General features: G+C 32.2%; 15 protein-coding genes and 1 tRNA gene. 4 read left to right on the top strand and 12 right to left on the bottom strand.

The annotated features are described in order from the left end of the window. Positions 1–53: 53 nt before the first annotated feature. The gene (locus N5D03_RS10345; RefSeq protein ID WP_180906036.1) at positions 54–1,187 is read left to right on the top strand and encodes an MBL fold metallo-hydrolase; all 1,134 of its coding nucleotides are present in this window, start codon (positions 54–56) and stop codon (positions 1,185–1,187) included. Positions 1,188–1,349: 162 nt separating this feature from the next. Further along, positions 1,350–2,561: a diaminopimelate decarboxylase gene (lysA, locus tag N5D03_RS10340; protein ID WP_180906035.1), complete on the top strand. Its 1,212-nt coding sequence runs from the start codon at positions 1,350–1,352 to the stop codon at positions 2,559–2,561. A gap of 163 nt (positions 2,562–2,724) precedes the next feature. On the opposite strand, the gene N5D03_RS10335 is transcribed toward lysA, so the two are convergent. Continuing rightward, entirely contained in the window at positions 2,725–2,961 is a 237-nt protein-coding gene (locus N5D03_RS10335) for a hypothetical protein (RefSeq protein ID WP_219034542.1), read from the bottom strand. Positions 2,962–3,214: 253 nt separating this feature from the next. On the opposite strand from N5D03_RS10335, the gene N5D03_RS10330 reads away from it, so the two are divergent. Next, positions 3,215–3,601, top strand: a complete 387-nt coding sequence (locus N5D03_RS10330; RefSeq protein WP_280035950.1) for a hypothetical protein — start codon at positions 3,215–3,217, stop codon at positions 3,599–3,601. Here N5D03_RS10330 and N5D03_RS10325 read toward each other — a convergent pair. Both N5D03_RS10325 and N5D03_RS10320 read right to left on the bottom strand, forming a co-directional pair. Beyond that, on the bottom strand, positions 3,588–4,757 hold the full coding sequence (locus N5D03_RS10325; RefSeq protein WP_280051579.1) for an MFS transporter: 1,170 nt from the start codon (positions 4,755–4,757) through the stop codon (positions 3,588–3,590). The genes N5D03_RS10330 and N5D03_RS10325 overlap by 14 nt on opposite strands. Before the next feature lie 41 nt (positions 4,758–4,798). Further along, entirely contained in the window at positions 4,799–5,221 is a 423-nt protein-coding gene (locus N5D03_RS10320; RefSeq protein ID WP_114999301.1) for a GNAT family N-acetyltransferase, read from the bottom strand. A 177-nt stretch (positions 5,222–5,398) separates the two neighbouring features. On the opposite strand from N5D03_RS10320, the gene N5D03_RS10315 reads away from it, so the two are divergent. Continuing rightward, positions 5,399–5,483: transfer RNA gene (locus N5D03_RS10315), tRNA-Ser, on the top strand. Between the two features lie 57 nt (positions 5,484–5,540). Here N5D03_RS10315 and N5D03_RS10310 read toward each other — a convergent pair. From N5D03_RS10310 to N5D03_RS10270, 9 genes are all read right to left on the bottom strand, one after another. Continuing rightward, positions 5,541–7,265, bottom strand: coding sequence for an ATP-binding protein (locus N5D03_RS10310; protein WP_280051577.1), 1,725 nt, complete (start codon positions 7,263–7,265; stop codon positions 5,541–5,543). Beyond that, complete coding sequence (locus N5D03_RS10305) at positions 7,262–8,392, bottom strand: sensor protein KdpD (RefSeq protein ID WP_280051576.1); 1,131 nt, start codon at positions 8,390–8,392, stop codon at positions 7,262–7,264. The genes N5D03_RS10310 and N5D03_RS10305 overlap by 4 nt, the downstream gene beginning before the upstream one ends. Next, positions 8,393–9,466: a porin gene (locus tag N5D03_RS10300; RefSeq protein WP_280051574.1), complete on the bottom strand. Its 1,074-nt coding sequence runs from the start codon at positions 9,464–9,466 to the stop codon at positions 8,393–8,395. Further along, positions 9,466–10,032 carry a potassium-transporting ATPase subunit KdpC gene (kdpC, locus tag N5D03_RS10295; RefSeq protein WP_280051572.1) on the bottom strand — a complete coding sequence of 189 codons (567 nt, stop codon included), beginning with the start codon at positions 10,030–10,032 and terminating at the stop codon, positions 9,466–9,468. Before kdpC ends, N5D03_RS10300 begins: the two co-directional genes overlap by 1 nt. A gap of 80 nt (positions 10,033–10,112) precedes the next feature. Beyond that, the gene (gene kdpB / locus N5D03_RS10290; protein WP_280051570.1) at positions 10,113–12,128 is read right to left on the bottom strand and encodes a potassium-transporting ATPase subunit KdpB; all 2,016 of its coding nucleotides are present in this window, start codon (positions 12,126–12,128) and stop codon (positions 10,113–10,115) included. A gap of 3 nt (positions 12,129–12,131) precedes the next feature. After that, the gene (gene kdpA / locus N5D03_RS10285) at positions 12,132–13,826 is read right to left on the bottom strand and encodes a potassium-transporting ATPase subunit KdpA (RefSeq protein WP_114999277.1); all 1,695 of its coding nucleotides are present in this window, start codon (positions 13,824–13,826) and stop codon (positions 12,132–12,134) included. Between the two features lie 186 nt (positions 13,827–14,012). Continuing rightward, entirely contained in the window at positions 14,013–14,303 is a 291-nt protein-coding gene (locus N5D03_RS10280; protein WP_114999274.1) for a hypothetical protein, read from the bottom strand. Positions 14,304–14,470: 167 nt separating this feature from the next. Next, positions 14,471–15,805, bottom strand: coding sequence for a sigma-54 dependent transcriptional regulator (locus N5D03_RS10275; RefSeq protein WP_280051568.1), 1,335 nt, complete (start codon positions 15,803–15,805; stop codon positions 14,471–14,473). 204 nt (positions 15,806–16,009) lie between these two features. Next, the gene (locus tag N5D03_RS10270) at positions 16,010–17,419 is read right to left on the bottom strand and encodes an amino acid permease (RefSeq protein ID WP_038333935.1); all 1,410 of its coding nucleotides are present in this window, start codon (positions 17,417–17,419) and stop codon (positions 16,010–16,012) included. Positions 17,420–17,646 lie beyond the last annotated feature (227 nt).

Raw genomic sequence — 17,646 nt, 5'->3', positions numbered from 1 at the left:
TTAAGATATATTATTTCAAAAGCAATCCAAGAATTTTATACATTTGATCATTAATGAAAAAAATCAATAAACGAAAAGTTTTTAAACGAATGCTTTACTTCCTATTAAGTTTGATTGTAATTCTTGTAATTGCAACTTTCGCTATTCTACAAATGGATACTTTTGGTGCTGATGCAACTGGAAAACGATTGGAACGAATGAAACAATCAAAGTTGTATAAAAATGGACAATTTCAAAATATTCATCACACACCTGCATTTGCAGAAGGTTTTGATACCAAAAAAGTGATGTGGGATTTTTTCTTTGGTGCTAAAAATCCAAAACTCAATCCGAAAGATTCTATTCCGCATATTCAGACGGATATCAAATCTATTGATAAATCTGAAAATGTATTTATTTGGTTGGGACATTCGTCTTATTATATTCAATTGGATGGTGTTAATTTCCTAATCGATCCTGTTTTTAGTGATTACGGTTCGCCTTTACCAATTTTCAATAAAGCATTTAAAGGAGCAAATACGTATCACGCAAAAGATTTCCCAAAGATTGATTATTTGGTTATTTCACACGATCATTACGATCACTTGGATTATGAAACAGTGAAAGAATTACGTCCAAAAGTGGAGAAAGTGATTCTTCCGCTTGGAGTTGGCGCACATTTCGAGAAGTGGAATTATCTACCAGAACAATTAATCGAAGAAGAATGGAACACAAGCGTTTCATTAAAAAATAACTTAAAAATTACTTTTACACCAGCTCGTCATTTTTCTGGTAGAAAATTTAAACGAAATACAACACTTTGGACTTCTTATGTATTGGAAACACCTACGCAAAAAATATTTTTAGGTGGTGATAGCGGTTATGATACGCATTTCAAAGAAATTGGAGAAAAATATGGTCCGTTTGATTTTGCGATTCTAGAAAATGGACAATACAACGATGCTTGGAAATACATTCATGCTTTACCAACAGATTTACCTGCGATCATTACCGATTTAAAAGCTAAACATATTATTCCTGTACATGCTGCAAAATTTGCTTTGGCAAAACATGCTTGGGACGAACCTTTGGAAAAAATTATAGAGAATGGTAAGCAAAATAAGCTCGATATTTTGACGCCTATGATTGGTGAACCACTAAATTTGAACGATTCTGTCTTTCACTTCAAAGAATGGTGGAGGGATTAAAACATTTATTACCGAATAATATTCGAAATATTTTTTAAATCTTTAAACAATATTCGAAATTATTGATTTATAATAAGTTTATTCTGAATTATCTTCAGAAAACCATTTGTATTCCGTAATTTTGGCAACTGAAATTTAACTTTAAACAAAAAAATAAACAAAATGGAACTGAATAGAGAACGTCTATTGGAATTGGTGCAAAAATATGGTGCGCCCTTGTATGTATATGATGCGAACAAAATTAGATCGCAATATGAAAAGATGACAAATGCATTTTCTACAGTCAAACGTTTAAAGTTAAATTATGCATGTAAGGCGAACACAAATCTTAATCTTTTAAAGTATTTCAAATCACTTGGTTCAGGATTGGATACGGTTTCTATTCAAGAAGTAGAATTGGGATTAATGGCGGGTTTCAAGCCTAAAGAAATCATTTATACGCCAAATGGTGTTTCGTATGCTGAAATTAAAAAAGCAATTGATTTAGGTGTTCGCATCAATATCGATAACCTTTCTGTTTTAGAAACATTTGGTCAAGATTTTCCTAAATATCCAGTTTGTGTGCGTATTAATCCACATATTATGGCAGGTGGAAATGCAAATATTTCGGTTGGACATATTGATTCAAAATTCGGAATTTCTATTCACCAATTACCACATATCAAACGTGTTGTAGAAAATACAGGTTTACATTTGGATGGTGTTCACATGCACACAGGTTCTGATATTTTGGATATTGATGTTTTCTTGCAAGGTGCTGAAATTTTATTTGAAGTTGCAGCAGAATTCAAGAATTTATCTTACATCGATTTTGGATCAGGATTTAAAGTTCCTTACTATCCAGGCGCAGACGAAACAGATATTGAATATTTAGGAGAACGTTTATCAGCTCGTTTCAACGAGTTCGAAAAAGCGTACGGAAAACCTTTGACATTAATGTTCGAGCCAGGAAAATATATGGTTTCTGAAGCAGGATCTTTCTTAGCAACTGTAAATGTTGTGAAACAAACAACTTCTACTGTTTTTGCTGGAATTGATACAGGTTTCAACCATTTAATTCGTCCAATGTTTTATAGTGCTCATCACGAAATTGAAAATATTTCAAATCCAGAAGGTCGTAGCCGTTATTACACAGTTGTGGGATATATTTGTGAAACAGATACGTTTGGATCGAATCGTAAAATAAATGAAATTAGCGAAGGAGATGTGTTGTGTTTCCACAATGCAGGAGCATATTGTTTCTCGATGGCTTCGAATTACAATTCGCGTTTCAAACCTGCGGAAGTCTTGTTAATTGACGACAAAGATTATTTAATTCGTCGTCGCGAAACAATTCAAGATTTAATCGCAACAACAGAGGATATAAAATTCTAAGCTCAGAATTTTTATATATTTTTATAGTATTTTAAAGCTCAATTCAAGGATTGGGCTTTTTTTATTTACCTAATTTCAGTGGTTTACTAAAAAACAATTCGTGTACAGTACTTCTAAATAAGTTTTGTCCGTATGTTTTTGAATCATCATATTCGTAAGGAATTCATTTCTCAACTGGCTTTAAAGGAGAAACATCTTGTTGTTGATTTGTATAATTTTTGATATAATCTTGCATCAATTCATTGTTCTTTTCAAGTGATAAATCTTGTGAATATTTAAAATCAAAATATCCAGATTGTTGAGCAAAATTCATCAACAATTTATTTTTTAAATTATCATTCTGAGCAACTTCTTGCGCAAAAAGAGCAATTGGAAAAAGAAAGAATAAAAGTGGTTTCATTATCAATCATTTACTTTTTTAAAGTTATGAAAATATTTTGAAGATATAATCTATCCAATTTTAAAAACTTTACAATGACATTCGTCTTATGCAATTCGAAATGAATTAAATACTTTTGCCTCAAAGTTAGTATATGGAAGAAAAAAAAGACAAACGAAGTACCTCTCAAAAATTAATAGACGATGCTTTCTTCCTATTTTTGATGATTCTTGGAGCTTTTTGTGTGTTAATAATTCTTGTTGTGGTCTAAAAAATGAAACTATTTGATACTTATTTTAGTTTCTATATTCTGAGTTGGATTTTCATCAAACTTACACGAATTTATTCCATAGAAATTGAGTATCTCAACCATTATTTGACAGATATTTTTGCCGTTCCTGCAATGACACATTTGGGAAGTTATATCATTTCGAAAGTAAAATACAACAATCAATTATATATTTACCCTACAAGTTATTTGGTCATTACAGCGTTCGTTCTCAGTTTTTTGTTAGAATTTCTTATGCCAAAATTTTCTTCAAATTACACAGCAGATATATTGGATGTTGTCTGCTATTTTATCGGAATTATTTTTTACTTAAAAATTCATAAACCATACTTAATTCAAAAATATACTACTTCTGAATTTACTCCGTCTTGAAAATTTTCATTCTACCAACCATAAAAACCATAATCAATCCAAAGCAAGCAAATAACGCATAAGAATATCTCAAATCAAAAGCTTCAGCAATATAACCAATCAGCGGTGGTCCCATCAAAAATCCTAAAAAAGAGATACTCGAAACCATTGCCAATGCAACGCCTGGATTTACATTTTTGTTTTTTCCTGCTACACTATAAACCGTTGGCACATTACACGCAACGCCCAATCCAACCATCATAAATGCAATTGTACACACAATAAATTGAGGAAAAAATACCGAAAGCATCAAACCAGAAAACATCAAAATTCCACTAATTTGCATGATGCGTTGTTTTCCGTATTTGCTGATAAAATAATCGCCTACGAAACGTCCTGTCGCCATCATCACCATAAACGAAGCATAACCAACGACAACTAAATTCTGCGGTGCTTTTACAATATCTTGGAAATAAACACCACTCCAATCGAACATAGCTCCTTCTGTTGCCATGCTCAAAAATCCAATAATTCCCAATTGAACCAAAACTGTATCTGGTTTAGAGAAAATAGATTTCTTTTCCTTTGCTGGAGCTGGCGTAGAATCGACTAAATATTTTTTATTAATGAACCAACTCAAAATGATTAGGCCATAAATAATCACAAAATGATAAAATGTATTCACATGCAAATTCATCATCAATAATCCAATCAAAGCACCAGTAAAACCCGCAATACTCCACGCTCCATGAAAAGATGACATAATCGATTTTCCATATATTTTCTCAACCTCAACGCCTTGCGTATTCACCGAAATATTGCACATGTTTCCGATTACTCCAAAGAAAAATAAGACAGCACCTAATTGATAAAAATTTTGAGCCAAACCAATACAACAAAGGATCAAAGGATAAATTAAAACAACTATTCGTAAGACATTTTTGCTTCCAAATTTCGCTACTAATTTTCCGGAAAGTGCCATTGTACACAATTGACCAATCGGCATTATCAACAACAAAGTTCCTAATTGTCCTTCTGAAATTCCTAAATCTGATTTGATTGTCGGAATACGACTTGCCCATGAAGAAAAGGCTAAACCTTGCGAAAAAAAGAAAAGCGAAACAGCTAAACGAATGCGATTTTTTTGAGTTGATGATAATTCTGTTGATGAATGCATGGCTAAAAAATGATTTGCAAAGTTAAGCTACTCTCCCGAAATTATAAACTCAAATGCAAAATAGGATAAGCTTTTCCTTCACCATCTTTTTCAGAACGAGAAATAACCTTAAAACCTTGACTTAAATAAAAATCAATTGCTTGCTGATTTTGTTCATTCACATCGACAGATTTTACATGCAATTCTTGAATAGAAAAATCCAACAACGCCTTCCCTACTCCTTTTCGTCGAAAATCATTGTGAATAAATAACATTTCGAGATTTTGTTCTGCGACACCGACAAATCCTACCAATTGATTTTCTATCTCGTAACCAAACAAAGTTACATGCGGAAAATAATTTGGTAAATTTTCTTTATAATATTCGAAATCTTCTTTTGCTAAAAAATCGTGTGTGTTTAGTACTGCACTTTCCCAAATCTCTCTCAATCTCGGAAAATCAACTTCTTCAATTCTTCTAATCATGACTATAATTAATTTAGACAAAGATATAAATGACTCTTTTAAAAAAAAATAATAAAAAATATTCTATTGAGAATCATTTTGTTAAAAATTATTTTAAAAATAATTGTTTTCAGAGTTTGGAAAAACGAAAAAGCGTTCTATATTTGCACTCGCAATACCGCAATAAACTGCGTTATTGGAGAGTTGGCAGAGTGGTCGAATGCGGCAGTCTTGAAAACTGTTGAGGGTCACACCTCCGGGGGTTCGAATCCCTCACTCTCCGCGAAAAGCTTGAACACTGGTTCAAGCTTTTTTGTTTTTATAACTCAAAGAATAGATTTTATGAATATTCTTTTTGTGATAACCTCATCACGAATTCGCTTCCAACGCCATATTCGCTAAATACATCTAGTGTTCCTTTTTGAGCTTCGATAAATTCTTTGCTAATAGCCAAGCCCAAACCTGTACCTTCTTTGTGAGTGCCTGGTACACGAAAATAGCGGTCGAAAACTTTGGGTAAAAATTCGGTTGGAATTCCAATTCCTTCGTCTTTAACTTTGAAAGATGTTTCGGTTGTTGTTTGTTCAATAGTAATCCAAATTCGAGCATTTTCGTGAGAATAATGTATTGCATTTGAGATTAGATTTGATAAAACCCAAGCCGTTTTTTCAAGATCAACTTTTATAGATTCTAAATGATTTGGAATATTCGTTTCTATGATTAAATGCTTTTGTTCAGCTAAAGTTTGGTTGGCTTTAACTGCATTTTCTACAATTTCGATAGGGAAAACTTCTGTTTTATTCATTTGAATTGTACCACTTTCTATCTGTGTTAAGTTGAGTAATTCTTTTGTTATTCGCAATAAACGATGTACATCATCGTCAATACTAGTTACCAAATCATTTTGTTCTTCGTTTAATGTTCCTATTTGCTTATTTCGAAGCAATTGCAAACTCATTTCCATAGATGAAATAGGCGTTTTAAATTCATGCGAAACTGTAGCAATAAATCGTGTTTTGGCTGCATCTAGTTCTTTAAATTCGGTAATGTTTCTAAGAATAATCACATGCCCAACAACTTGTTTTATCGTTTCTCCTGTTGGAATTATTTCGATGTGAAAAATTTCTTTGGTAAAAAATTGTTCTTTTTCATCCACTACAATTTGCAAAGGTTTTTCGTCTTTTATAATTTCTGTTTCGATATTTTGCAATAACAATCGAATCAAATCATTGTGCAAAGCCAAATCTTTACCTGCCTTATTTACCATTTGTTTAGCAGATAATCCTGTTACTTTTACAGCTTCATTATTCGCGAAAATTACTTGCATTTGTTCATCCAAACCAATTACAACATCGTGCATATTATTAATCAGCGTTTCCATTCTTGTTTTTTGTTTAAGAATAGTTGCTAAATGACTTTCGTTGTATTCTTCTAATTTAGAAGCCATGGTGTTAAAAGATTGCGCTAAATCGCCAAACTCATCTTTTTTGTCTAAATAGACACGCTCTTTGTAATTATTTGAAGCAATTTCCTTGATACTATTCGTTAATTTCTGAATAGGATTTGCAATATTAGACGGAATTTTAATCAAAGAATTAAAGGCTATAAAAATACATGCGATACCTGTGAAAATGATTAATAAAATGGCTTGATTAGCGGTCTTTTCAGCAAATTCACTTTTAATTTCTATGGCTTGCATATTCATTTCCATCATTTCTAAAAGCGAAATTCTAACATCTTTTAATAGTTCTGGAGAATGATTTCCTTCTTTATAAGCATCAAATTTATCTCGAATCTGTTGATTCAATTCTTTTTCACCTTGTTCTGTTGCGTTTAATTCTTGATTTGCTAATTGCTTTTCAAACGATTTGGAATTAAAGTTTTCCGCATCATTTAAATTTCGCATCATACTTTTTGCATAAATCAACGAGTTGTAATTATCATGCAAAATATTTTGTGTATCATTTTTCAATGAATAAATAGACCTAGTTGCTATAGCTGCCAATAATACAATCAATAAAAACAGCAAGCCTAATCCTAAGCGAAGTTTAGTTTTAATTCTCATTTTGATAAAATAATCACATCAACATGTAACGAAGATAGTTTTTTTAGTAATTGATTAAATACATTCGTAGCCAAAATAATCTGGATTAAATTTAACTTTGGTTTTCCCAAACAAACAGTGGTAATATTTCGCAATTCAATTTGTTGAATGATAGCTGTAGAAACCCGTTGATTCTTTACCTTAACAATTTCAGCACCTAATTCTGTAGCTAATTTTAAATTATTGATGAGATGTCGTTGTTTGTCCAAGGCAATTTTATTAGGATGTTCTTTTGGCGTTTCTACGTACAATACAAACCAACGTGAATTATAATATCCAGCCAAACGAGCGGTTTTTCGAATAACAGTTTTGGCATTTTTATCATTGCTACTAATGCATGCCAAAAAACGCGACGGTTTTGCATAAACAGATGATACATATTCGGTTTCAACCTTTTTTTCTACATGAGAAGCAACTTCTTTTAAAGCCAATTCACGTAATTGTAAAATATTTGAAGGAATAAAAAAGTTGTTTAAAGCCGTTTGAATTTTATCTTTCGGGTAAATTTTTCCTGTTTTTAATCGTTCAATTAAATCATCAGCTGTTAAATCTATATTTACAATTTCATCTGCTTGTTCCAAAATTATATCAGGAATTCTTTCCGAAACGTCAATTGTTGTAATTTCAGAAATACTATTATTCAAACTTTCTAAATGTTGAATATTTACAGCAGAAATAACATTGATACCAGCATCTAAAATTTCAATAACATCTTGCCAACGTTTTGCATGTTTGCTTCCAAAAACATTAGAATGTGCCAATTCATCCACAATAACAATTTCGGGTCTTTGTCTTAAAATTTCTTCCAAATCCATTTCTTCGACAGATTTACCTTTGTAGTAAATTATTTTTCGTGGAATTATCGTTAATCCTATAACAAGATTTTCTGTTTCGACACGTTTATGGGTTTCGATATATCCAATTTTTACATCGATCTTATTTTTTTGCAATTCGTGTGCTTCTTGCAACATACGATACGATTTTCCAACGCCAGCGCACATTCCAATATATACCTTAAACTTGCCTCGTTTCGATTTCCGAATCAAGGCAAGAAAGTCTTCTGCTGTATGTTGTGTTTCTTTCTCCATTTATAATTTTAATGCTAAGGAAGTTGTGAAAAATGTTTCATTTGATACATTTTTATCATTTCGAAAATAGATATCATCTTTACTCGAAAAATTTCTAATTTCTGTTCTCCACATCAAATTATTTGTAAAATAATGATCTAAATTCAAAGAAAAGCCAACTGTTTTGAAACCATTCTGTGAATCAGTTGAGATTATTACACCTTTCTCATCAGCATAATATTCGGCACGTGCAGTTGCAGACCATTTTTCATTGAATGTATATTGCCCAACTAAAATAGGACTGTACCAAATATTATAACTGTCTGATCCTTTCGATTTTTGTTGTGCACCAATATCAAAACCTGCGGTTATTGAAAGCTTTTTAATAGGTTTAAAAACAGCATAAAGATGATGGAAATAACGCATTTGACGCAAAGAATCAGGAGTATCGCTACCAATAAACGAGCTGCTGTTGATCGAAAATTTTTCATTTGGTGTGTAAGTAATTTGATGTCCAAAAGCTGGTGTTGAATTACCATCAAGACGCTTGATACGTTGCCAACCATTTAAATAATGCAAACTCATTGCCCATTTGTTATTAGGCGAAATATAACTCAGCTTAACACCAGTTGAAAAATACGGTGAATTCTCTGCTTGAATACTTCGTGTAAGTGTTGCTACATTAGCACCAATTGCGCTTTCAAATCCAATGTGAGAAGGCATAATACCTGCATCTAGCCACAAGTTTTTATTCTTTGAAAGTTTGACACCAATATTTGCTTCGTAAATATTTCTTAAACCATCAGGTTCTGAAGCAAGGTTTGATTGCGTATAAGTTCCTGCCATTAAAGCAAGATTTCCTCGAATTCGTTCATCAGTGTATTGCAATTGAATTGTTCCGAAGTTTAAATTCACCTCATTGTGTCGATTAAACGAATACAAATAATTAGGAAGCTGATTATTTTTTGGTTGATTAAAATCGTACGTATAATAAACTTCTGCATAACCAGAAAGTTTTAATTTCTGAATAGAATCGTTTTGAGCTTGAACATTTAAACCCAAAATAAAAGAACCAAAAGCAAGTATTTTTTTCATTATTTCGATAATTTATCCAATTCGATATTCAGTTTTAAGACATTGATTTTATCAGGACCTAAACTTCCTAATAAAGGTTTTTCAATTTGGTTATCAATCAATTCTTTTACTTTTTCGGGATCTAAACCTCGTGCTTTTGTAATTCGATCAACTTGCACAATTGCTCCTTGAACTGAAATATTAGGATCTAAACCACTTCCACTAGCCGTAATTAAATCTACAGGAACGTCTTCTTTTTTTGCCGTTGGATTTTTTTGAAGAAAATCATTTAAGCGTTTTTCAACTTCTTGCAAATATTCTTCATTATTTGATCCTTTGTTACTTGCGCCAGAACCTGCTGCATTGTAATCTACAGCAGATGGTCGCCCCCAGAAATAATGATCTTTTGAAAACGATTGTCCAATATTTTCGTAATAGTGCTGATTGTTTTTATCGGCAACTAAAAAACCTTTTCCTTGATTTGGAGAAAGTTGAGCAATTCCCCACATAGCTAACGGATATAGTACCATTAAAAGGAGCATTAAGCTAAATGTTAGTAAAATTGCTTTTATACTATTTTGTTTCATTTTGTATTAGTTTTAAAAATTGCTGTTTTGAATTTTATTAATAGAATATTGAACTTGTTCAAAACAGCTCATTACATTAATTAAAAAAATATGGAAATAAAGATGTCGATTAGTTTTATCCCGATAAATGGAACGATGATTCCTCCAATTCCATAAATCAATAAATTTCTTCTCAAAAGTGCACTTGCTCCAATTGGTTTGTATGGAACACCTTTTAATGCTAATGGAATCAAGAAAGGAATAATGATCGCATTGAAAATAACAGCTGATAAAATAGCGGTTTCGGGACTATGTAAATTCATGATATTCAATCCTTGTAAGGCTGGAATTGCTGTAATAAATAAAGCGGGTATGATGGCAAAATATTTTGCGACATCGTTGGCAATACTAAAGGTTGTTAAGGTTCCACGCGTCATTAATAATTGTTTTCCAATTTCAACAACTTCAATTAATTTGGTTGGATCATTATCTAAATCCACCATATTTCCGGCTTCTTTTGCTGCTTGCGTACCACTGTTCATGGCTACACCAACATTAGCTTGCGCTAGAGCAGGAGCGTCATTTGTACCATCGCCCATCATCGCAACCAAACGACCTTCGGTTTGTTCTTTTTTGATGTAATTCATTTTATCTTCCGGCTTTGCTTCCGCAATAAAATCATCTACACCTGCTTTTTCTGCTATAAATTTTGCAGTCATAGGATTATCACCTGTTACCATAACCGTTTTGATTCCCATTTTACGTAAACGAGCAAAGCGTTCTTGAATTCCAGGTTTGATAATGTCTTGTAATTCGATAACTCCTAAAACTTGTTCATTTTGAGAAACAACTAAAGGTGTTCCTCCATTTTGAGCAATTTCATTGGCTCTCATTTGAATTTCGTTTGGAAAAGTATTTCCAGCATTTTCAACCAAATTTTTGATAGCATCTAGAGCTCCTTTTCGAATACGGATTTGATCAAAATCAATTCCTGAACAACGTGTTTCTGCGCTAAAATTGATGAAAATAGGATGTTGAATTGCGTATTTTAATGGATCTATCTGAACTAATTCTACAATTGATTTTCCTTCTGGTGTTTCATCACTCATCGAACTAAGCACTGCTGCTTTTTCTAAAGCTTCCATTTCTATTCCAATTGCAGGATATAAAGCTGTTGCTTTACGATTTCCGATTGTAATGGTTCCTGTTTTATCCAATAATAAAACATCTATATCGCCTGCTGTTTCTACTGCTTTTCCACTTTTTGTAATGACATTTGCGCGCAAAGCTCTGTCCATTCCAGCAATTCCGATTGCGGATAATAAACCTCCAATAGTGGTTGGAATTAAACATACAAATAATGAGATTAAAGCGCCAATGGTAATGGGAACATTTGCATAATCAGCGAAAGGTTTTAGGGTAACCATAACAATGACAAATACTAATGTAAAAGCAGCTAATAAAATGGTTAAAGCAATTTCATTTGGAGATTTCTGACGATTTGCACCTTCAACTAATGCAATCATTTTATCTAAAAAACTTTCTCCTGGTTGTGTCGTAACTTTGACTTTAATTCGATCCGAAAGAACTTTTGTTCCTCCTGTAACCGAACTTTTATCGCCTCCAGCTTCACGAATTACAGGTGCACTTTCTCCTGTAATAGCACTTTCGTCAATTGTAGCTAAACCTTCTATAATTTCACCATCGGTTGGAATTATATCTCCAGCTTCACAGATGAAAATCATATCTTTGATTAGAGCAGAAGACGAAATGATTTCACCATTTTCTAATTTAGCAGGCGTTTCTTCTCGCGTTTTACGTAAACTATCAGCTTGAGCTTTTCCTCTTGCTTCAGCAATTGCTTCAGCAAAATTGGCAAATAATAATGTAAAAAGAAGTAAGATGAAAATTGAAAAATTATACCCAAAACTACCTTGAGATGTTTCACCTAAAAGAATCCAAAAGCAAACTCCTAACATAATTGCAGTACCAATTTCTACAGCAAACATGACAGGGTTTTTATATAAAGTTGCTGGATTTAGTTTGATGAAAGCTTCTTTGAAGGCTGTTTGTACCAATGTTTTTTCAAATAAATTGGTTTTATTTTCTCGTGTCATTTTCTAAAATTTTGGAGTTGAAAAATAATCAGCAATGGGACCTAAGGTTAAAGCTGGAAAAAATGCTAAGGCTGCAACAATTAAGATGATGGCAAAAACAATACTTCCAAAAGTTGCTGTATCGGTTGCTAAAGTTCCTGAACCTTCTGGAACAAAATGTTTTTTTGCTAATAATCCAGCAATTGCAACAGGACCAATTATAGGTAAGAATCGTCCTAAAATTAATACAAAACCAGTTGCAATATTCCAAAATGGAGTGTTGTCTCCTAATCCTTCAAAACCAGAACCGTTGTTTGCAGCAGATGAAGTAAATTCATATAACATTTCACTAAATCCATGATACGAGGAGTTGTTTAAGGTTGATAGTGTTTCACTTGGTATTCCAGCAGCCAAAGCTGTTCCTACTAAAATCAAGAATGGATGTAAAAGGGTAATCATCATGGCGATTTTCATTTCTTTGGCTTCTATTTTTTTTCCAAAAATTTCAGGTGTTCTACCAACCATCAATCCACTAATAAATACCGCTAAAATTACAAATACAAAGAAGTTTAAAATACCAACTCCTACACCTCCATAAACACTGTTGATCATCATAGCTAACAGTTCATTCATCCCAGATAATGGCATTGTACTATCGTGCATAGAATTGACTGAACCTGTAGAAATAACGGTTGTTGCGATGCTCCAAAATCCTGAAGCGGCAGAACCAATTCGAACTTCTTTACCTTCCATTGCACCTAATGAATTATCAATACCGAGTCTTTCAATCATTGGATTTCCTTGCGATTCCATGTAAACATTCGGAATCGTTAAACATAGAAAGCCAACAGTCATGACACCAAACATCATCCAAGCAAATTTTCTGCGATTAGTATAAACGCCAAATGCAAATAACATCGCCAACGGAATCAGCATTTGTGCAATCATTTCCGTCATATTACTTATATATGTTGGATTTTCGAATGGGTGTGCAGAGTTGGTACCAAAGAATCCTCCGCCATTTGTTCCTAAATGTTTTATGGCTATAAAAGCTGCTGCAGGTCCTCGAGAAACTTCCACTTTATTTCCTTCTAAAGTCATCATTTCATCTTTTCCTTCAAATGTCATTGGAGTTCCTTGAAAAATTAAGATTGATGATACAATTACACATAATGGCAATAAAATACGCGTAATCGATTTGATGAAATAAGTATAAAAATTACCTAAAGTTGTCGTTGTTTTTTGTCGAAAGGCTTCAAATAATGTAACTGCTGCTGCCATACCGGTTGCTGCACTCACAAATTGTAAAAACATCAGCCATAATTGCGCTAAATAACTTACGCCTGTTTCTCCTGAATAGTGTTGTAAATTACAATTCACTACAAACGAAATAATCGTATTGAAAGCCAAATCAGGACTCATACTTGGATTTTTATCTGGATTAAAAGGCAACAGACCTTGTGTCATTAATAGGATAAATCCAATGATAAACCAAATCAAGTTAATCGTTAATAATGCACTTAAATGTTGTTTCCAATTCATCTGTTCCTCCGAATTGATACCTGATATTTTGAATAACAACTTTTCTATTGGGGAAATTAATCGGTCTAAAAAAGTTGGTTTATTGAGATAAACACGTGCAATATAATTTCCTAACGGAATGGAAAGAGCGATCGCAACTAAAAATTGTACGATAACGCCAAATATTTCTGAATTCATTTTTACGAATAATTAAGTTTAAAATTTTTCGGGTTTTAATAGCACATATACCAAGTATACAAACAAGGCAATGGCGATGATTAATAAGAAAATCATAATGAATGGATTAGATATTATCAAAAAAGTCAATGGATTTGAAGAATACTCCAAAACATAAAATCCCAGCTAATAGTAATACAATTGTTATCATATTCCTGAATGATAAATTTGTTTAACATATTCTGATTTCAAATTCATTGGAAACAAATTCAAAAATTGTTTTCGGTTTTTGAAATCCGCTTCAATCATCAAAGTAACGGGTAGTATAAACAGATTATTGATGTATGTTTTACCCAAATCATTTGTTTTTGAAAACAATTTTCCTACACTATAACATAGCTGTTTTACACGTGCTGGATTATTATCTAAAATGTTTTGCAGTACTTTACTTTTAAGTTCTTTGACTTCATCTAATGAAATCGTTTGTTTCATTTTCATTTTGTAGATTTTTAAATTTCTCTACATAAGCCAATCAAAATGCCAAAGCAATTAGAATTAATTAGACAAAACAAAATCAATACGTTATGTTTTTATAGATTTTTACTCAAATAAAAAACCCTTCCAAAATGGAAGGGTTTATTTTCATTATGATAAAGTATTTTATTTTAATTCAGTTCATATTCGGCTATTTTTCGATAAAGCGTTGTTAGGCCAATACCTAATAATTCTGCCGTTTTTGTTTTGTTACCTTTTGTAAATTTTAAAACTTTCTGAATATGTTTTTTTTCCATTAAAGCTAATTCTAATGAATTTTCGTTCTGATCAATTTCGCTTGTTTGAATAAATGAAGGAAAATCATTTGTAGAAAGTTCTTCATTTTCCGACAAAATAATAGCACGTTCGATCGTATTTTTTAATTCACGAATATTTCCCGGCCACGAATATTTTTTAAGAAAAAGTAAAGCTTCTTGATTAATAGATTTTATATTTTTTTGATAATATTGATTGAAGTGTTTTATAAACTGATTCACGATTAGTTCGATATCCGAAACGCGTTCACGTAAAGAAGGTAACTCGATATGAAACACAGAAATTCGATAAAATAAATCTTCTCGAAATGTTCCGTTTGCAATTTCCTTTTCCAAATTTCGGTTAGTGGCTGCAATAATTCGTACATCAACTTTTGTAGGTTTTGTTTCGCCGATTTTAATAAACTCACCTGATTCTAAAACTCGCAACAATTTTGCTTGTAAATCCAAGGCCATTTCGCCAATTTCATCTAAAAAAATAGTTCCTAAATGTGCTTCTTCAAACAAACCTTTCTGATCTTTCATTGCGCCTGTAAATGCACCTGCTTTATGACCAAATAATTCACTTTCTAATAAGTCTTTACTAAAAGCCGAACAATTAATTGCAACAAAATTTTGGTTTTTTCTCAAACTTGATTGATGTATAGCTGTTGCAAAAACTTCTTTTCCAGTTCCTGTTTCTCCAGTTAAAAGAACGGTAGCATTCGTTGGTGCAACTTTTTGAGCTAATTGTAAAGCTTGTTCAAAAATTGGAGATTTACCCAATAATAAATTACTGTCTAATTTTGTTGATGTTGTTTCTTGAGAAATTTCATTCTCTTTATTATATTTCACACGATCCAAAGCTCTATACAACAAAGGTAAAATACGATTGTTATCATCCCCTTTTGTAATATAATCAAATGCTCCGTTTTTAATGGCTTGAACGCCGTCAGGAATATTTCCGTAAGCTGTAAGCAGAATAATTTCTATCAAAGGAAATTTTTCTTTGACTTCTTTTGCAAACTCAACACCATTACCATCAGGTAATTTTACATCACATAAAATAACTTCAGGAGTAAGTGTTTTAATTTTCTTAAGCCCTGATTTTAAATCTTCAGCTTGATGTATTTCAAAACCTTCTAATTCGAGAATTCGAGCTAGGAGTGTTCTGATTTTTGTTTCATCGTCTATGATTAAAATTGAATGCATTCTTATTACTTGTGAACAACGAAGGTATTGTTTTTATGCATATAGATTTGAAATAATTATTTAGTTAATTTTAATAATAAGCATGTTTTTCTAGTATGTAATAAAATTTCAAACCATCTCTAGAGTTTTTATATTTATCAATTGTAAAAAAATCCTTCGTCTAAAAAGACAAAGGATTTCTAAAAAACTCAAAATGATGATTTTCTAACCATCAACCTTACTATGTTGTTTTCCGTAGAAAAAGTAAATACAAATTCCGATCACTAACCAAATTAAAAGTCGCCACCAACTTTCCATTGTTAATGAAGTCATTAAATAAACACAAACAATAATTCCCAAAATTGGAACAAATGGAACAAATGGAACTTTAAATTTACGTTCGGCATTTGGCATTTTTTTACGCATCACAATAATTCCAATACAAACTAAAGTAAAGGCAAATAAAGTTCCGATACTTACCATATGACCTAAATCTTTGATTGGTACAAAACCAGCAAAAATGCTCACAAAGACTAAAAAGAATACATTGGTTTTCCAAGGTGTACGAAACTTTTTGTGTACATCTGAAAAGAAAGAAGGTAACAATCCGTCATTACTCATGCTATAAAATACGCGACTTTGTCCTAATAACATCACTAATATAACCGATGTATAGCCTGCGATAATTGCTAAAATCAATACACTTTGTAAAAATGTATAACCTGTTACTGCAAATGCTGTCGCTGCTGGTGACGCATCCCCCTTAAAGGTTTCGTATGGTACCAAACCTGTCATTACCCACGAAAATAATACGTACAAAATGGTACAAATAACCAACGATCCCAAAATACCAATCGGCATTCCTTTCTGTGGATTTTTAGCTTCTTGTGCCGCAGTAGAAACCGCATCAAATCCAACAAAAGCAAAGAAAACAACTGCTGCTCCTGCTGCAATTCCTGGCATTCCTCCGAATTGAGTTCCTGGAATATTTTTAGGAATAAATGGAATATGATTTTCTGGATTGATATGACTCCAACCCAAAATGATAAAAACAATTACGACACTTACTTTTAAAATTACAAGAATATTGTTGATAATTGCAGATTCTTTTGTACCTCTCATTAACACTAAAGAAAGTAGACATACAATAAAGATTGCAGGTAAATTAACCATTCCGCCATCGGCTGGAGCGTGCAACAATTCTTGAGGTAAATGAATATTAATTCCTTGCAAAAATTTATCGACGTAAGCCGACCAACTCACACTTACAGTTGCCGCTGCCAAAGCATATTCTAACACCAAATCCCAACCGATAATCCAAGCAATAAACTCTCCCATTGTTGCGTAAGAATACGTATAAGCACTTCCAGCAACTGGAATCATTGAAGCAAATTCGGCATAGCAAAGTCCTGCAAAAGCACAACCAACTGCGGCTAAAACAAACGATAAAGTGACTGCGGGACCTGCATGATCTGCCGCTGCAATACCTGTTAAACTAAATAATCCAGCACCGATGATAGCGCCAATACCCAAAGCAACTAAGGCTCCCGAAGAGAGAGATCTTTTTAAACCACCTTCCGTTTCTTGCGAATCTTCTATTAACTTCGCTAATGGTTTAATTTTCCAAATTGACATAAAAATACATGTATTAAAACTTGACGAAATGTAAAGTGTTTCAGATATATTTTTAAAATTCGAAAAATAAATTTTATTTTTTTTGGATATATTTCTATAGAAAAACTTAATATTTACGAATAATATAATTAGAAATTAATATTAAAACGCAACTTTAAATTATTCATAAAAATTAAATCATATTTTAATAAAACTAAATCCAATAAATTAAATAAATACGAATAAAA

The organism is Empedobacter sp. GD03861 (genome assembly GCF_029840885.1).
Lineage (GTDB): Bacteria > Bacteroidota > Bacteroidia > Flavobacteriales > Weeksellaceae > Empedobacter > Empedobacter falsenii_B.
This window is presented reverse-complemented; position numbering and strand designations above follow the sequence as displayed.

Coding starts and splice junctions, on each gene's coding strand:
- N5D03_RS10270 (WP_038333935.1), bottom strand. CDS start 17,419: ATGTCAATTTGGAAAATTAAACCATTAGCGAAGTTAATAGAAGATTCG.
- kdpA (WP_114999277.1), bottom strand. CDS start 13,826: ATGAATTCAGAAATATTTGGCGTTATCGTACAATTTTTAGTTGCGATC.
- N5D03_RS10320 (WP_114999301.1), bottom strand. CDS start 5,221: ATGATTAGAAGAATTGAAGAAGTTGATTTTCCGAGATTGAGAGAGATT.
- N5D03_RS10335 (WP_219034542.1), bottom strand. CDS start 2,961: ATGAAACCACTTTTATTCTTTCTTTTTCCAATTGCTCTTTTTGCGCAA.
- N5D03_RS10275 (WP_280051568.1), bottom strand. CDS start 15,805: ATGCATTCAATTTTAATCATAGACGATGAAACAAAAATCAGAACACTC.
- N5D03_RS10345 (WP_180906036.1), top strand. CDS start 54: ATGAAAAAAATCAATAAACGAAAAGTTTTTAAACGAATGCTTTACTTC.
- N5D03_RS10280 (WP_114999274.1), bottom strand. CDS start 14,303: ATGAAAATGAAACAAACGATTTCATTAGATGAAGTCAAAGAACTTAAA.
- N5D03_RS10305 (WP_280051576.1), bottom strand. CDS start 8,392: ATGGAGAAAGAAACACAACATACAGCAGAAGACTTTCTTGCCTTGATT.
- N5D03_RS10310 (WP_280051577.1), bottom strand. CDS start 7,265: ATGAGAATTAAAACTAAACTTCGCTTAGGATTAGGCTTGCTGTTTTTA.
- N5D03_RS10300 (WP_280051574.1), bottom strand. CDS start 9,466: ATGAAAAAAATACTTGCTTTTGGTTCTTTTATTTTGGGTTTAAATGTT.
- N5D03_RS10330 (WP_280035950.1), top strand. CDS start 3,215: ATGAAACTATTTGATACTTATTTTAGTTTCTATATTCTGAGTTGGATT.
- N5D03_RS10325 (WP_280051579.1), bottom strand. CDS start 4,757: ATGCATTCATCAACAGAATTATCATCAACTCAAAAAAATCGCATTCGT.
- kdpB (WP_280051570.1), bottom strand. CDS start 12,128: ATGACACGAGAAAATAAAACCAATTTATTTGAAAAAACATTGGTACAA.
- kdpC (WP_280051572.1), bottom strand. CDS start 10,032: ATGAAACAAAATAGTATAAAAGCAATTTTACTAACATTTAGCTTAATG.
- lysA (WP_180906035.1), top strand. CDS start 1,350: ATGGAACTGAATAGAGAACGTCTATTGGAATTGGTGCAAAAATATGGT.